The organism is Burkholderia sp. Bp8998, from assembly GCF_003854235.1.
GTDB lineage: Bacteria > Pseudomonadota > Gammaproteobacteria > Burkholderiales > Burkholderiaceae > Burkholderia.
In genome coordinates, this window is the sequence record NZ_QTQF01000002.1 from 1 (window position 1) to 15746 (window position 15746).

General features: G+C 68.0%; 12 protein-coding genes and 1 pseudogene. 6 read left to right on the top strand and 7 right to left on the bottom strand.

The genetic code is table 11. The features are described 5' to 3' along the window. A partial coding sequence (locus DIE06_RS02940; protein WP_148094360.1) for a TnsA endonuclease N-terminal domain-containing protein occupies positions 1 to 815 on the bottom strand: 815 nt, incomplete at its 3' end. 142 nt (positions 816 to 957) lie between these two features. Between DIE06_RS02940 and DIE06_RS02945 the strand changes: the two genes are divergently transcribed. Then, a complete protein-coding gene (locus DIE06_RS02945; protein ID WP_124660052.1) occupies positions 958 to 1737 on the top strand; it encodes a helix-turn-helix domain-containing protein in 780 nt (259 codons plus the stop codon). A gap of 480 nt (positions 1738 to 2217) precedes the next feature. Here DIE06_RS02945 and pcaG read toward each other — a convergent pair whose 3' ends face one another. Together pcaG and pcaH are read right to left on the bottom strand one after the other, a co-directional pair. Continuing rightward, a complete protein-coding gene (pcaG, locus tag DIE06_RS02950) occupies positions 2218 to 2811 on the bottom strand; it encodes a protocatechuate 3,4-dioxygenase subunit alpha (RefSeq protein WP_124660053.1) in 594 nt (197 codons plus the stop codon). A 3-nt stretch (positions 2812 to 2814) separates the two neighbouring features. After that, positions 2815 to 3522 carry a protocatechuate 3,4-dioxygenase subunit beta gene (gene pcaH, locus DIE06_RS02955; RefSeq protein ID WP_124660054.1) on the bottom strand — a complete coding sequence of 236 codons (708 nt, stop codon included), beginning with the start codon at positions 3520 to 3522 and terminating at the stop codon, positions 2815 to 2817. 192 nt (positions 3523 to 3714) lie between these two features. Between pcaH and pcaQ the strand changes: the two genes are divergently transcribed. The 3 genes from pcaQ to DIE06_RS02970 all read left to right on the top strand — a co-directional run bounded on the left by pcaQ (position 3715) and on the right by DIE06_RS02970 (position 5548). Next, positions 3715 to 4701 carry a pca operon transcription factor PcaQ gene (gene pcaQ, locus DIE06_RS02960; protein WP_124660055.1) on the top strand — a complete coding sequence of 329 codons (987 nt, stop codon included), beginning with the start codon at positions 3715 to 3717 and terminating at the stop codon, positions 4699 to 4701. Positions 4702 to 4821: 120 nt separating this feature from the next. Continuing rightward, on the top strand, positions 4822 to 5181 hold the full coding sequence (locus tag DIE06_RS02965; protein ID WP_124660056.1) for a type II toxin-antitoxin system RelE/ParE family toxin: 360 nt from the start codon (positions 4822 to 4824) through the stop codon (positions 5179 to 5181). 70 nt (positions 5182 to 5251) lie between these two features. Continuing rightward, positions 5252 to 5548: an XRE family transcriptional regulator gene (locus DIE06_RS02970; RefSeq protein WP_124660057.1), complete on the top strand. Its 297-nt coding sequence runs from the start codon at positions 5252 to 5254 to the stop codon at positions 5546 to 5548. Between the two features lie 96 nt (positions 5549 to 5644). On the opposite strand, the gene DIE06_RS02975 is transcribed toward DIE06_RS02970, so the two are convergent. From DIE06_RS02975 to DIE06_RS02985, 3 genes are all read right to left on the bottom strand, one after another. Further along, a complete protein-coding gene (locus tag DIE06_RS02975) occupies positions 5645 to 6919 on the bottom strand; it encodes an APC family permease (RefSeq protein ID WP_124660058.1) in 1275 nt (424 codons plus the stop codon). 130 nt (positions 6920 to 7049) lie between these two features. Continuing rightward, positions 7050 to 11555: a DEAD/DEAH box helicase gene (locus tag DIE06_RS02980; protein ID WP_124660059.1), complete on the bottom strand. Its 4506-nt coding sequence runs from the start codon at positions 11553 to 11555 to the stop codon at positions 7050 to 7052. A gap of 125 nt (positions 11556 to 11680) precedes the next feature. Beyond that, the gene (locus DIE06_RS02985; RefSeq protein ID WP_124660060.1) at positions 11681 to 12205 is read right to left on the bottom strand and encodes a metal-dependent hydrolase; all 525 of its coding nucleotides are present in this window, start codon (positions 12203 to 12205) and stop codon (positions 11681 to 11683) included. A 402-nt stretch (positions 12206 to 12607) separates the two neighbouring features. Between DIE06_RS02985 and ggt the strand changes: the two genes are divergently transcribed. After that, positions 12608 to 14329: a gamma-glutamyltransferase gene (gene ggt / locus DIE06_RS02990; protein ID WP_124660061.1), complete on the top strand. Its 1722-nt coding sequence runs from the start codon at positions 12608 to 12610 to the stop codon at positions 14327 to 14329. A 232-nt stretch (positions 14330 to 14561) separates the two neighbouring features. Then, positions 14562 to 15512 carry a polyphosphate kinase 2 gene (gene ppk2 / locus DIE06_RS02995; RefSeq protein ID WP_124660062.1) on the top strand — a complete coding sequence of 317 codons (951 nt, stop codon included), beginning with the start codon at positions 14562 to 14564 and terminating at the stop codon, positions 15510 to 15512. A 54-nt stretch (positions 15513 to 15566) separates the two neighbouring features. Here ppk2 and DIE06_RS39515 read toward each other — a convergent pair. Continuing rightward, positions 15567 to 15659: pseudogene (locus DIE06_RS39515) on the bottom strand (H-NS family nucleoid-associated regulatory protein); the annotation flags it as partial. Between the last annotated feature and the right edge of the window lie 87 nt (positions 15660 to 15746).

Here is a 15746-nt window from a genome sequence, read left to right on the forward strand (position 1 = left end):
ACCCCTGAAGAGGCTATGGCGATGGAATTGGCTGCCGCCGGATTGGCTAAACGTTGCACTTGATTCTTGAGACCACCGAGTGTGGTGTGGATCGCTGCGTACGCGTTGGCACTTGTCTCATCGACGCAGTACTGATGGCGGAACCACGATCGGATATAGCGTAGGTTATGCAGGATCACGCGATTGAACTGACTGGTGTCGACCCGGAACCATCCGATACCGTTTTCGTGGCACCACCGGTACTGCACTTGCAACAAGCGTTCGGTTCGCTCCCCGGCTGACTCGGACACCGGCGACAGGCAGGATGCACGATAGGTGAGACCTGTCTCGGTCTGTTCCGTGATGAGGAAATCAAGGGTGAAAGGCTCTGGCATGTCGTCATGCATCGGATGATTGATGCCGCATGCCCGCGAAAGCTGCAAGGTTCGATCAAGGTCGAGGATCGGCCAGTGTTCACGAATATCGACGACTTCAGGCTGTCGTTCCTTCAGATAAAAGTAGGTGGTTTCCTTCTCGCTGAGCAACTGGAAAATCCGATCAATTCTTACCCCGCGGACGTAGGATGCAGTCCCTCTGATACCCGATCGTCGGATCTGACGCCAGGGCCGATAACCGGCCCCCACACCTATCCCCAAGCCGCGGCGCACCCGCGAGCGCAGGTAAGGCGGATACACCGCCGGGTCAGTGTTCCAATCCATGATGATTGAAGGCTGGCTTTTTTGTCGAAAATTTCCACGATAATTGTCGGGCAAAGCCGACCGGATGCCGCCGATGCGATGGGGGCCGTCCCCCACGCGATGAAACGTATTGGGCATTTCCGCTCCGGTGAAGTCGCTATCCGGCCGATTCGGCCGTCGGGTCTTGCGGCCGTCCGGTCGCGCAAGCGTGGAGCGGATCGTAGACCGATCGAAGGTGACCCGCCTTCGATATCGGGTCATTCATGATGGAATTCGGGCCTTGAGAAATACGCTGCTGGATCCCTACGAAGACATTCCCCGTAGCGTCGTGGTGACCGCCAACGACTACGCGCCGGGCACGACGTTTCCGGAGCACGCACACCGGCGCGGGCAGTTCGCGTTCGCGTCGCGCGGCACGATCAGCGTGTCGACGCCGCACGGCCGCTGGCTGGTGCCGCCGCAGCGCGCGTGCTGGGTGCCGGCCGGCGTGCGGCACGAAATGACGATGACCGGGCCGGTCACGATGCTCAACACGTTCGTGTCGGAAGACACGGCCGCGGCCGCGGGGTTGCCGGACCAGTGCGGCGTGTATGGCGTGTCGCCGCTCTTGCGGCAACTGATCGACGATGCGATCGACCTGCCGGCGATGTACGACGTCGACGGCCGGGCGGGCAAGCTGATGGCGCTGCTGGTCGCGGAAATCGCGACGATGCCGCGGCTGTCGCTGCACGCACCGCTGCCGGCCGACGCGCGCCTCGCGAAGATCTGCCGGCATCTGTTCGCGTCGCCGTCGATCGCGGCCGATCTCGACCAGGTGGCGACCGACGCGGGCGTGAGCCGGCGCACGTTTACGCGGCTGTTCCGCGCGCAGACCGGCGTGAGTTTCGCCGCGTGGCGTCAGCAGGTCTGCATGCTGGCGGCGATTACCCGCCTGAGCGCCGGGCAGCCGGTGACGCGTGTCGCGTTCGATCTCGGATATGCGAGCGCGAGCGCCTTTACGTCGGCGTTTCGCCGCATCCTCGGCGAAACGCCGAGCCGGTATCTGGAGGTTCGCCGCTAGCCGGAGCGGACGCGGCGGCGCGTGCGGCGCCGTGAGCCGGCCGCGGACGAAAGGACGAAAGGACGAAAAAAACGCGTCTGCCAGGTTTCGGCCAGACGCGCTTAAAGGCACTCGGTCAGAAAAAAATGCGCGACCAGCCGGCGGGGCAGCGTTCACGTATCGAATCGTGAAATTGTTGCTTGTGTCGATTCAATTCCATCGGTGAGAAGCGGATAGCAAAGCATACGCCGCATAACGCGCAGACGATATCGTGCGGCCCGAACGATTCATGTGCTGTCGCAGCATGCGTTTCAATCGCGCGTTCGAGACCGGGGGCGCAAGCTGTCAACCGAGGGTGTTGGCGATACAGACCGGACGTGCTGCGGCACGGCATCGAATGTTGGGAGCCCGAAAACGAAAACCGCCGCGCGACGCGATGCCTGTTGGTATCGCGCCACACGGCGGTTCGGTGCATGCAGCCGGCCAGCGCCGGCTCGCGCGTCACACGTCGAAGAACACGGTTTCGTCCGGCCCCTGCATGCGGATGTCGAAGCGGTACACGACGGGCCGGCCCGGCTGCGCATCGCGCTTCGCGACGAGCGTCGCGCGGCGTTCGGCCGGCACCAGGTTCAGCACCGGATCGGCCGCGTTCGCCGCGGCTTCGTCGTCGAAATACACGCGGGTGAACGCGTGGGTCAGGATCCCGCGCATCATCACGGTCACGTTGATGTGCGGTGCTTCGTCGTCGGCGAGGCGGCCCGGCTTCACCGTCTCGACGACGAAGCGCTGCTGCGGATCGGTGCCCGTGCCGACCCGCGCGAAGCCCGTGAAGCCGGATTTCGCGATGTCGTCGCGCGACGCGGGGTAGCGGCCCGCGCTGTCCACCTGCGTGAATTCGAGCACCGCGTCGCCCACGACGTTACCGTCGCCGTCGAACACCTGCCCGACCAGCAGCACATGCTCGCCTTCGGCGTGCGCGGCGGCGATCGTCGGCGTGAACAGGCTCTTCAGGTCGTAGTTGTATTGCTGCGGGCACAGGCCGTACGCGAAGTACGGGCCGACCGTCTGCGAAGGGGTTTGCTTCAGCGTCGTCATGGTTCAGCGCTCCATCGGGGTAGCGTCGCGGCCGCGCAGCACGATGTCGAATTCGTAGCCGAGCGCATAGCCTTCTTCGGTGATGTCCATCGAGAAGCGCGAGATCAGGCGGTCGCGCGCCGCTTCCGGCGTGCCCTGGAAGATCGGGTCGTACGCGAGCAGCGGATCGCCGGGGAAGTACATCTGCGTGACGAGGCGCGAGCCGAAGTAGTCGCCGAACAGCGAGAAGTGGATGTGGTTCGGGCGCCACGCGTTCGGATGGTTGCCCCACGGATAGGCGCCGGGCTTGATCGTCAGGAAGCGGTAGCGGCCTTCGTCGTCGGTCATGCAGCGACCTGCGCCGAGGAAGTTCGGGTCGAGCGGCGCGTCGTGCTGATCGACCTTGTGCACGTAGCGGCCGGCCGCGTTCGCCTGCCATACCTCGACGAGCGTGTTGCGCACGGGCTTGCCGCCTTCGTCGAGCACGCGGCCGGCGACGACGATGCGCTCGCCGAGCGGCTCGCCGTTCTTCACGGCGTTCTTCGTCAGGTCGTGGTCGAGCGCGCCGAGATCCTCGGCGCCGTAGACGGGCGCGTACTGGTCGCGCAGCTTTTCCTTCAACGGGATCATCGGGCGGGTCGGGCCGCGCTTCACCGACGAACGGTACTCGGGGTGGACATACGCGGGATGCGACGGCCAGTCGCGCGGCGTGAGGATCGTGGGGGAATCCATCGGGCGTCTCCTGTAGGTATTTCGCGAAGTGGATGGCAAGACTTTAGCCAATCCGGAAAGTTATGCAAAATGACCTTTTTTCGTAGATCGCATAACCGTTCGTTATGTTCGGCGGCGTCGCGGCGAATGCTTGGGCCTTTCCGGAAAGTTATGCAAAATGGTATTTCATCGCCACTCGCATAACCACCCGTTATGAATAACCGTATCGCCGACGGCCGCGTCAAATTCCGGCACCTGCAGTGTTTTCTCGCGGTCGCGCAGTTGGGCGGCGTGCAGAAGGCGGCCGAAAGCCTGTCGATCACGCAGCCGGCCGTGTCGAAGACGATCGCCGAACTGGAATCGATCCTCGGCGTGAAGTTGTTCGAACGGGGGCGGCACGGCGCGCAGCCGACCCGCGAAGCGCAACTGTTCATCCCGCATGCGAATGCGTGCGTGCTGGCGCTGCGGCAGGGCGTCGGGCTGCTCGCACGCGAAGGCGGCGCGGCCGCGGCGACGCTCGAAATCGGCATGCTGCCGACGGTTGCGGCATCGCTCGCGCCCGCGCTGATGAAGGCGCTGACCGCACGCTGGCCACGCATCGTGGTGCGGATCGCGACGGCCGCGAATGCCGAACTGCTGGAGCGCCTGAAGGCGGGGGCGATCGAATGCGCGATCGGGCGGCTGTCGGAGCCGGAGCGGATGATCGGGCTCGCGTTCGAGCAACTGTACAACGAACCGCTCGTCGCGGTCGTGCGCGCCGGCCATCCGCTGCTGGCGAGCGTCGCGCCGGCTACCGAGCTCGCGCGCTATCCGGTTGTGCTGCCGCCGTTCGGCACGCTGATCCGCCAGTCGGCCGAGCAACTGCTCGGCGCGTGCGGCGCGCCGCCGCTGGATTCGTTCATCGAGGTGCTGTCGGTGTCGGTCGCGCGTGCGCTCGCGCTCGAGAATGACGCGGTCTGGTTCGTGCCGCTCTATGCGGCCGAATACGACCTGTCGGCCGGTGCGCTCGCGCGGCTGCCGCTGCCGTCCGCGGGCACCGACGAGCCGGTCGGGCTCGTGCTGCGCACCGATGCACAACCGTCTCCCGTCGCCCGGACGCTGATCGACGCCGTGCGCGACATCGCGCAGGCACGGTTCGGCGATGCGCACACCCGTCGCGCACCCCGCGGCGCACGCAAGCCGGCTCGCCGCGAGCGTTGAGACGCCGGGCAGGGCCTGGGCTGCGGATCCTTCACCGTCATTCGTTAGCCGTTCGGTCAGTAGCGGGCCTCGTCGTGCTTGGCATATCGTACCGTTTTTGATGCGCTCGATGACACGACGATGGCGAGACAGCAGATTCAGATCACGCTCGGCGTGCGGTTCTTCCGCACCGCGCGTGGCAACGAGCCGGTGCGCGAATGGCTCAAGGCGCTCGGGCAGATCGAGCGCAGGGTGGTCGGCGAAGAGATCAAGACCGTTCAACTCGGCTGGCCGCTCGGCATGCCGCTGGTCCGGAAGATGTCGCCGGATCTGTGGGAAATCCGCGTGATGTTGCCGCTGCGAAGCGCGCGCGTGCTGTTTACGGTCGTCGGCGACATGACGGTGCTGCTGCACGCGTTCTTCAAGCAGTCGCAGGCCACCCCGTCCGACGATCTCGACGTGACCGTCGCGCGGCTGAAAGCGCTGACGCGCGCCATCTGAATTTCCCGGTTGCGCCGGCACATGCGGTTCGCCGCCGTGCCGGCCGGCCACGCCATGCACTGGAGTACCCATGACGACCACGAACAATCCGCATATCGGCAGCGACTTCGACACCTTCCTCGAGGAGGAAGGCCCGCTCGAAGCGGCCACCGCCACCGCGATCAAGCGCGTGATCGCGTGGCAGATCGGGCAGGAAATGAAGGCGCAGCACATCACGAAAACCGCGATGGCCGCGCGGATGAAGACCAGCCGCGCCGCGCTCAACCGGCTGCTCGACGAAACCGATACGAGCCTCACGCTCGCGACGCTCGCGAGCGCGGCCACCGCACTCGGCAAGCGGCTCAGCTTCGCGCTGGTGCCGGCCTGACGCGCCGGACGAAACGGTGCGCGGCCGGTTCGCGGCGGGCCGACGCATCACGGCGAGCGGACGCATGCGCGTCCGCACACGGGCGCCGGCACGCGATCACGTGCGTTGCCCGGCCATCCGCAGATAAAGCAGCGCACCGCCCGCGAGCAGCAGCGGGCACAGGAAATACCATCCGGTCGTCAGGAACAGCCCGGCGACGGCGACCAGCGAAATCCACGCGCAGCGATACGCGATGCCGCCGCGCGGCAGCAGTTTCAGCGCGGCCGCCGCGCCGAGTCCGTACACCATCACGAAGCACCCGGACGTGACGAGCACGAGCGGCTTCGGCCCGACATCCGAGAGCGTCGTCGCGGCCAGCGCGACGGCCGCCAGCACCGCGATCACGCCGAGACTGCGGCGCGGCACGCCGCCGACCTGGCTGCCTTGCGCGAGCCACGCGGGCAGTGCGCCGTCGCGCCCGAGTGCCGCGCCGAGCTTGGCCGCGCCCGCGAAATACGCATTCATCGTGCCGAGCGTGAGCAGCAGCGCGGCCGCGGCCGCCAGCACTTGCGCATGACCGCCGATGCCGCCCGCGATCAGTTCCGCAAGCGGCGCACCCGACGCGCCGGCCGACGGCCCGAGCACCATCACGCTCGCGGCCGCGACCGACAGATACAGAAAGCCGACGACCACGACCGCGATGCCGGCCGAGCGCGGCATGTCGTGCGCGGGCCGGCGGAATTCGGCCGCGAGGTGCGTGATGGCTTCCCATCCCGCGAAGCTCCACACGAGCAGTGCGGCAGCCTGGCCGACCGCGAGCCAGCCGTGCGGCGCGAACGGATGAAGGTTGGCCGTGCTCGCATGCGGCGCGGACGCGAGCACGGCGGCCAGCAGCAGCGTGACGAGCAGCGCGGACAGAACGAGCTGCATGCGGCCCGACACCGTGACGCCGAACGCATTCGCGGCCGACACCGTCGCGATCAGTGCGGCAGCCGTGACGACGACCGTCGTATGCCCACCGCCCGTGACGGCCGCGACGTACGCGCCGCCGAACATCGCTGCGGCCGGCGCACCGGTCGGCACCGCGAAATAGAAACACCAGCCGACGATTGCCGCAGCCTTCGGCCCGAATGCGCGTCGCGCGTAGGTCGATACGCCGCCCGCGTCCGGATAGCGCGCGCCGAGTGCGGCGAAGGTGGCCGCAAGCGGCCCCGACAGCACGACGAGCGCGGCCCACGCGAGCAGCGACGCGGGGCCCGCGACCTCGGCGGCGAGCGCGGGCAACGCGATGACGCCGGTGCCGAGCACCGCGCCGATATACAGCGCGGCGCCCTGGAAAATCGTCAGCGAGCCCGCGTGATGAACGGCGGGCGAATCGGCATGCGAGGACATGAAAGCAGTCTCCGGAAGGCTTGTTCTGGGCGCGGTCGGTCGCGCAGTGAATCGCTCGATGCTACCCGAACGGGCGCGGCGATGCGGCGCGGCGTTCAGTAGTCCGCGACGTGTCGCATGTCAGCCGATGTCAGTAGCGGCGTGCGAGGCGCAGCCGCGCCTCCTCGCGTGCGGCGGGCGGCAAATCGGATGCGTAGTGGAACGTGCCCGACACCAGCGACGCGACCGGCACGCCGTCGCGGAACAGCACGCGATTGCCGGCCAGTGCGGGCACCTTGTCGCCAGGCAACAGCGTGCCGGCCAGGTTCAGCGGATCGGCGCCCGTCACGCACACATACTGGCCGTCGCCTGGTTGGCGACGCAGTTCGCGCAGGACCGGGATCGCTTCCGGCAGCGCGAACTGCTCGCCCGCGAGCCCCGCGACGAAACGTCCGCCGCGAATCTCGCCGCGCGCTTCGAGACGTTGCAGCACGCGCACGAGTTCGCGCCAGCTCGGCAGCCAGTCGGCTTCGCGTTCGAGCAGCCGCCAGAACACCACGCCATAGCGGCGCAGCAGCGTCCAGGCGATGTGTTCGAGCGCATCGGGATCGGTCGCGGGCGCACCGCGCTTCGGTGCGGGCGTGGGCGCATCGTCCGGTGCCGAAACGCGTTGCACGAGCGCCCAGCGGCCGGCGTCGTCCATTCCGCCGATCAGTGCACCGCCGCGCCGCGTGCGCGGCGCATACGTCGCGCTCCGTTTGACCGCAGGCTTGAGGAGCGCGCGCAGTCCGGCGAAGCTGTCCGCATTCACGAGGCCGGCCGACACGAGTTCGCCGAGCGCCTGCTCGAGTTCGACAGGCAGCATGTGCAGCTCGTCGAGCAGCGCGTCGAAGAACATCGCGCCGTGCGCGGCGAGTGCGTCGCGTACCTGTGTCGCGCGTGCGGACAGTGCAGGTTGCGCGTCCGGGTCCCGCAGCGCCTGCCATGCGCCGAGGTGGCGGCGCGGCAGCAGCACGATCGGCGTCGTCTTCACCGGCGTGCCGGCCGTGCGGGCCGGTACGCCGATGCGGGTCCACACGAGCTTGCCCGAGCGGCACAGCTCGTCGAGGCCGCCGGCCGTGTAGTCGGTCAGGCGCGCGGGCAGCAGCGCGTCTTCCCATGCGCTTGCCGCGGCTTCGTAGCCTTCGAGTTGCTCGACGACGGCCGCGAGCGCATCGCGGCCGGCGCCGCGCGTGTCGGGCGTCAGGTGCTGCCAGTGGCACAGGAAGCGCATGAAATCGGCGCGCTCGACCGGTTCGATCTCGCGGCGCAGCCGCTTGACCGTATAGCGATGAATGCGCGCGAGCAGGTGGCGTTCGCACCATTCGTCGGTCGTCGCACCCGGCGTGAAGCGGCCGTGCATCACATAGCCTTCGCGCTCCAGTGCCGCGAGCGCGGTCGCGATCGCCGCAGACGGCAGGCCGAGCGGCTGCGCGACGGCGTCGAGCGTCAGCGGCCCGAAGCCGGTGAGCCGCGCGCGGATCACGTCGACGAGCGCGGCATCGGCTTCCCATGGCTGCGCGCAGGCGGCGGGCACCTTCAGCGCGGGTATGACGCGCGCGTCGGGATGCAGCGCGCGCATGCAGGTCAGACGTTCGACCGGCACCCACAGCTCGGCGCCGTCGGGCGTGACGAATTTCGTCGCGCGGCGGCGTTCGGCCAGTTCCGCGAGCCGCTCGGGCCAGCCTTCGTGCGCATGGGCTTCGCCGTCGGCGACGCAGGCCAGCGTGAGCAGGGCATCGTGCATTTCGTCGGCGTCGCGCACGAGCGGCCACGCTTCGTCGCGCACCGCGTCGATGGCGTCGGCGTCGAGCGCGCCGAGATCGTCGGCCGATTCTGGGTCGCTCCAGCGGCGCGACTGCACGGCCTGCGTGCGGCGCTCCTCGAGCGGTGCGTCGTCGAGAAACGCATAGGGTTTCGCGTTGAGGATCTCGGCGGCGAGCGGCGACGGCGCGGGCAGGTCGCGCGCGATCAGCTCGATCGAGCCGCTTTCGATCCGCCGCAGCAGCGCGAGCCAGCCGTCGGTATCCATCGCGTCGTGCAGGCAATCGTCGAGCGTCTGGGCGACGAGCGGATGATGCGGAATCTCGCGTTCGCCGACGATGTTCTCCAGGCACGCGACCTGGTCGGGGAACACGGTCGCGAGCAGGTCGTCGCTCTTCATCCGCTGCAACTGCGGCGCGGTGCGTCGGCCGCCGGTGAAGCGCGGCAGCGCGAGCGCGGTCGTCGCGTTCCAGCGCCAGCGCACGCCGAACATCGGCGCGTCGAGCAGCGCCTGGACCAGTACGTGTTCCGCACTGGCCGAACGCAGGTAGCGCCACACTTCATCGAGCGCGAAACTGTGCGCGAGCGACAGCGACAGAATGATCGCGTCGTCGGTCGCGGCGGCCTGCAGCTCGAAGTTGAAACTGCGGCAGAAGCGCTTGCGCAGCGCCAGCCCCCACGCGCGGTTGATGCGGCTGCCGAACGGCGAATGGATCACCAGTTGCGTGCCGCCCGATTCGTCGAAGAAGCGTTCCATCACGAGCGTGTCCTGCGTGGGCAACGCGCCGAGCGCTGCACGTGTGCGTGCGAGATAGTCGGCAATTTGGCGGGCCGCGTCGGGTGACAGGCGGAGATCGTCCACGAGCCAGCGCAGCGCCGGTGCGAGACGGCTTTCGGCCACGCCCGGCGCGGTGCCGCCTGTGTCGCCGCGAGAATCGGCCAACACGTCGGCGCCGGCGGCCGCCTTGCCGGTTTTGCCGCGCGTGCCCGTCTTGCCCGCCGCGTCGTCGCTCGCGCGCTTGCGTGCTGCGGCCACGGTGTGCCGATCGCCCTCCGCGAACAGCCCGTCGAGCCGCGCGCGCAGCCGGCCGACCGCTGCCGACAGCTCGTCGCTGCGCCCGAGGCCCTCGCCGAGCCAAAACGGGATGCTCGGCGACTGGCCCTGCGCATCCTCGACACGCACGCGGCCCGTTTCGACACGAATGATCCGGTACGACTGGTTGCCGAGCTGGAACACGTCGCCGGCGAGGCTCTCGATCGCGAAATCCTCGTTGACGGTGCCGACCTGGATGCCCTGCGGTTCGAGCAGCACCGCGTAGTCGGCCATATCGGGAATCGTGCCGCCCGACGTCGTCGCGGTCATCATCGCGTTGCGGCGCCCGCGCACCGTGCCGCCGACCACGTCGCGATGCAGATACGCGCCGCGCACGCCGCGGCGGCTCGTGAAGCCTTCGGCGAGCATCTTCATCACGTCGTCGAAGCGTTCGCGCGACAGGCGTGCGTACGGCGCCGCGCGCGTGAAGCTCGCGTACAGCGCGTCCTCCCGCCATTCCGCACAGGCGACTTCGGCGACGATCTGCTGCGCGAGCACGTCGAGCGGTGCCTCGGGAATCCGCAACGCATCGAGCTCGCCGCGTTGCACGCAATCGAGCAGCGCCGCGCATTCGACCAGCTCGTCGCGCGACAGCGGAAACAGGCGGCCCTTCGGCACGCCGCCGACATGGTGCCCCGAGCGGCCGACGCGCTGCAGGAACGGCGCGATGCCGCGTGGCGAGCCGACCTGGCACACGAGATCGACGTCGCCGATGTCGATGCCGAGCTCGAGCGACGCGGTCGCGACGAGCAACTTCAGCTCGCCGCGCTTGAGTCGTTGTTCGGCGTCGAACCGATGTTCCTTCGCGAGACTGCCGTGGTGCGCGGCGATCGCGTCCTTGCCGAGACGGTCGGCGAGATGGCGCGCCATGCGTTCCGCGGTGCGCCGCGTATTCACGAACACGAGCGTCGTGCGATGCGCGGCCGCGAGCGCGGCGATCCGGTCGTACACCTGTTCCCACACGTCGGTCGCCATCACCGGCTCGAGCGGCACGTTCGGCAGTTCGAGCGCGAGGTCGCGTTCGCGCGTGTGACCGGTGTCGACGATCGTGCAGTCGCGCGGTGCATCGGCCGGGCCGCCGACGAGGAAGCGCGCGACCGCGTCGATCGGTTTCTGCGTGGCCGACAACCCGATGCGCGGCAACGCGCGGCCCGCCAGCGCGTCGAGGCGTTCGAGCGACAGCGCGAGGTGGCTGCCGCGCTTGGACGACGCAAGTGCGTGGATCTCGTCGACGATCACCGAACGCACGTTCGACAGCATCTGCCGCCCCGAAGTGGATGACAGCAGCACGTACAGCGACTCGGGCGTCGTCACGAGGATGTGCGGCGCGCGCTTGCGCAGCGCCGCGCGTTCGGCCTGCGTGGTGTCGCCGGTGCGCACGGCGGTGCGGATCGCCGGCACCGGCAGCCCGAGTTGCGCGAGCGATTCGGCGATGCCGGCGAGCGGCGCGTCGAGGTTGACGTGGATGTCGTTCGACAGCGCCTTCAGCGGCGACACGTAGACGACCAGCGTCGCGTCGGGCAGTGCGCCGTCGTGCGCGAGCGCGTCGCGCACGAGGTCGTCGAGCGCGCACAGGAACGCCGTGAGCGTCTTGCCGGAGCCGGTCGGCGCGGCGACGAGCGTCGACCGGCCGGCCTTGATGTGCGGCCACGCGAGTGCCTGCGCGCCGGTCGGCGCGGCAAACGTGCGGCGGAACCACGCGGCGACGGCCGGGTGGAACACGTCGAGCGCGTGAGCGGGGCGGGTGGCGGTGACGTCCATCGGAGCGTTGAAATGGGGTGCGAGCGCATGGGCGGGCGCGCGCCAATCGTCAGTGTGCCAGACGTCGCGGGTGCGTGCCGGGCACCGCGGGCGGGGAAGCGCGCGGTGCACGCGACCCAAAGCGACTACACGCGATGCAGCCAGCCGAGCCAGTGTTCAAGGAACGGTGCGCGCGTCCACAGCGACTGCGCGAGCCACAGCGTGCCGCCCCATGCGGCAGCCACGACGATCAGGTCGCAATGTCCGCTGTTCCACAGGTTCAGCGAGTGGCGCCGCCAGATCCAGGGCACGCCGAGCGGATTAGGCCAGTCGGCGAGCAGGTGCATCACGCCGCCGCACGCGAAGCCGAACAGCGGCGCGGCCCACAGCGGATGCGGATGATGCGTGAGCCCGTGCCATCCGAGCGCGAGCAGCGCGATCCAGCCGATGCCCCAGTGCGTGACGGTGCGGTGCGTGATCCACAGGCGGCGCTTGCGGGTCCACCAGGCGACTTCGAGCCAGTCGGGCGCGGTGCCGCCCGCGACGCCAGCCGCGAACGCGGCGAGCAGGCCCATGTGCCAGGGGCCGGTCGCGCCGGTTTGCGCGACGAGGACGGCGGCGGCGACGCCGGCTGCGAAACCGGACGCGTGATGCGCATTGTGTGATGCCATAGGAAACGAGACGAGGAAGCGTGAAGCGGCAGCGAACGAGCGCGAACGATCGGGCGCGAAAGCGGGGCGCTATCTTCGCAGATCGGCCCGCGCAGCGGGCGGTTCGATCGCAGATTTTTTGCGTGCGGCGGGGTCGACGCGCAACGCGCAATCGGAAAATCACGGCACGCGTGGCTTGCACCGCCCCGCCGCATGCAATTTCGACCGATCCGCCTGTTCACCTTTGCTCCGCCGTGTGACCGGACGCACACGATTCGCGGCGATGCGTAGTGTGCGGCGAGTTTTTCGCGCGCGCCTCCCCCTTTTCTACGAAACCGGCATGTGGCCGACCGTGCGCCAGCGGCTATAAGCGGATCAGGGGGCTGTTTTCAGCCCGCCGCAGAACCACATGGGGGACATGCAATGACGACGCTGAATCGCTTCAAATCATCCGCCGCCGTGCTCGCGACGGTGGCCGGCATCGGCTTCCTGCCGAACGCGCCGGCCTATGCGAAGGGGCCGCAGCCGGCGGTCCTGACGAGCTCGGCGGTCGCGGTGGCCGACAAGTACAGCGCGGACGCCGCGGAGCGGATCTTCAAGGAAGGCGGCAATGCGATCGACGCGGCCGTCGCGATCGCGTTCACGCTTGCCGTCACGTATCCGGAAGCCGGCAACATCGGCGGCGGCGGCTTCATGACGATCTACAAGGACGGCAAGCCGTATTTCATCGACTACCGCGAGCGCGCGCCGCTCGCCGCGACGAAGGACATGTATCTCGACAAGGACGGCAACGTGGTCAAGGGCATGAGCCTGTACGGGCCGCGCGCGGCCGGCGTGCCCGGCACGGTCGCGGGCATGTGGGAGGCGCAGAAGCGCTTCGGCAAGCTGAAGTGGAAGCAGGTGCTCGCGCCGGCGATCCACTATGCGCGCGACGGCTTCGTCGTCGACGAACAGCTTGCGCAGCGTGGCGTCGACGCGTCGAAGGAGTTCGGCGGCAAGACCAACTTCGACAAATATTTTTCCACGATGAAGGCCGGTACGAACTTCAAGCAGCCTGATCTCGCCGACGTGCTCACGCGCATCGCGAACGACGGTGCGAACGGCTTCTACAAGGGCAAGACGGCTCGGCTGATCGCCGCGTCGATGAAGACCGGCGACGGCAACGGGCTGATCACGACCGAGGATCTCGCGCAATATCGCGCGGTGTGGCGCCAGCCGGTGCAGGCGAAGTGGAACGGCTATGACGTGATCACCGCGCCGCCGCCCAGTTCCGGCGGCATCGGCCTCGTGCAGCTGCTGAAGATGAAGGCCGATCTCAAGCAGGACTTCGAGGGCGTGAAGCTCAACTCGCCGCAATACATCCACCTGGTCGCGGAAATCGAGAAGCGCGTGTTCGCCGATCGCGCGCAGTATCTCGGCGACCCTGACTTCTACAGGGTGCCGGTCGCGCAGCTGACCGACGACGCGTATATCGCGAAGCGCGCGGCCGAAGTGAGCCCGACGCAGATCGCCGACACGAAGAGCGTGCAGCCGGGCCTCGGCACGTCGATGCCGGAGAAGGCCGAAACGACGCACTTCTCGGTCGTCGACAAGTGGGGCAACGCGGTGTCGAACACGTACACGATCAATGGCTATTTCGGTTCGGGCGTGATCGCCGACGGCACCGGGATCGTGCTGAACGACGAGATGGACGACTTCTCCGCGAAGCCGGGCGTCGCGAACATGTTCGGCGTGGTCGGCAGCGATGCGAACGCGATCGAGCCGAAGAAGCGTCCGCTGTCGTCGATGTCGCCGACGATCATGACGAAGGACGGCAAGGTGTCGCTCGTGATCGGCACGCCGGGCGGCTCGCGGATCTTCACGTCGATCTTCCAGGTGATCAACAACATCTACGACTTCAGGATGCCGTTGAAGGAGGCCGTCGGCGCGATGCGCTTCCACCATCAGCTGCTGCCGCCGAACACGATCTTCTGGGAGCCGTACCACCCGATCGAAGGCGAACTCGCGAAGCAGCTCGAGGCGCGCGGCTACACGCTGACGGGGCAGGACTTCAGCGGCGACATCCAGGTGATCAAGATCGATGGCAACACGCCGGAGGCGATGGCCGATCCGCGCGGGCGCGGGGTGACGCGGATCATTCGGTGACGGGGCAGGCCGGATGCGTGACCGCTGCGGCGGTCGCGCCGGCGGAGTGCGATGCCGGGCACGGTCTGCCGGCGTCCAAGCCCTTCGACAGTTCCGCGAAGCCGGTGCTGGCGAGCGTGCTGCCCGGATTCGGCCTCTGAGGGGCGGATCGGCCCCTTTTTCATCAATTTGACGCGAGACACTGGGATAATGGAGGCGTTTGGCTGCGTCAATGTGGAAGGAAGGAGGCCCCATGGGCGATAACGATACCCGCACCGAGACCGACAACTTCACCGATACGGCATCGCTCGAGTCGCGCCAGCGCCGTTTCGAGGAAGACCTCGTCGACGCGTACGACGAAGAACTCGAAATGGAGCTCGACGACCGCCGCTTCGACAGCGACGAGGATCTGCTGTTCTCGCCGGAGCGCCGCGAGGCGCGCAAGCAGTATTTCCGCGAGCTGTTCAGGCTGCAGGGCGAGCTTGTGAAGCTGCAGGACTGGGTCGTGAGCACGGGGCATCGGCTCGTCGTGATTTTCGAGGGGCGCGACGCGGCAGGCAAGGGCGGCGCGATCAAGCGCATCACGCAGCGTCTGAATCCGCGCGTGTGTCGCGTGGCGGCGCTGCCGGCGCCGAGCAACCGCGAGCGCACGCAGTGGTATTTCCAGCGCTATGTCACGCATCTGCCGGCCGGCGGCGAGATCGTGCTGTTCGATCGCAGCTGGTACAACCGCGCGGGCGTCGAGCGCGTGATGAATTTCTGCACGGACGACGAATACGAGGAGTTTTTCCGCTCGGTGCCCGAGTTCGAGAAAATGCTCGCGCGCAGCGGGATCCAGATCGTCAAGTACTGGTTCTCGATCACCGACCATGAGCAGGAGCTGCGCTTCCAGAGCCGGATCGAGGATCCGCTGAAGCAGTGGAAGCTGAGCCCGATGGACCTCGAGAGCCGCCGCCGCTGGGAGGCCTATACGGCCGCGAAGGAAGAGATGCTGCTGCGCACGCATATCCCCGAGGCGCCGTGGTGGGTCGTGCAGGCGGTCGACAAGAAGCGCGCGCGCCTGAACTGCATCCACCACCTGCTCCAGCAGGTGCCGTATCACGAGGTGCCGCGTCCGACGATCGATCTGCCGCAACGCGAGCATCACGAGGATTACATTCGCCGTCCGGTGCCGGACGACATGATCGTGCCCGATGTTTATTGAGCGGTTCGGGCCGAACGGACCAGCCGACGGGCGCGCCGTGCAACGCGGCGCGCGTCACTCCCGGATCAGGAACGCGGCGCGGTCGCGGCCGGCGATCCAGGCGGGCGCACGACCGCGTCCGCTCCAGGTGGCGCCCGTCGCCGGATCGGCCCGGCCAAACGTCGGCGGAACGCATTGCCGGGGATGCGGGGAGAGTATGTTTAGGCGCGCCGTTTTGCTATCGGACTTATCTGA

Coding starts and splice junctions, on each gene's coding strand:
- pcaG (WP_124660053.1), bottom strand. CDS start 2,811: ATGACGACGCTGAAGCAAACCCCTTCGCAGACGGTCGGCCCGTACTTC.
- pcaH (WP_124660054.1), bottom strand. CDS start 3,522: ATGGATTCCCCCACGATCCTCACGCCGCGCGACTGGCCGTCGCATCCC.
- pcaQ (WP_124660055.1), top strand. CDS start 3,715: ATGAATAACCGTATCGCCGACGGCCGCGTCAAATTCCGGCACCTGCAG.
- DIE06_RS02965 (WP_124660056.1), top strand. CDS start 4,822: ATGGCGAGACAGCAGATTCAGATCACGCTCGGCGTGCGGTTCTTCCGC.
- DIE06_RS02970 (WP_124660057.1), top strand. CDS start 5,252: ATGACGACCACGAACAATCCGCATATCGGCAGCGACTTCGACACCTTC.
- DIE06_RS02975 (WP_124660058.1), bottom strand. CDS start 6,919: ATGTCCTCGCATGCCGATTCGCCCGCCGTTCATCACGCGGGCTCGCTG.
- DIE06_RS02980 (WP_124660059.1), bottom strand. CDS start 11,555: ATGGACGTCACCGCCACCCGCCCCGCTCACGCGCTCGACGTGTTCCAC.
- DIE06_RS02985 (WP_124660060.1), bottom strand. CDS start 12,205: ATGGCATCACACAATGCGCATCACGCGTCCGGTTTCGCAGCCGGCGTC.
- ggt (WP_124660061.1), top strand. CDS start 12,608: ATGACGACGCTGAATCGCTTCAAATCATCCGCCGCCGTGCTCGCGACG.
- ppk2 (WP_124660062.1), top strand. CDS start 14,562: ATGGGCGATAACGATACCCGCACCGAGACCGACAACTTCACCGATACG.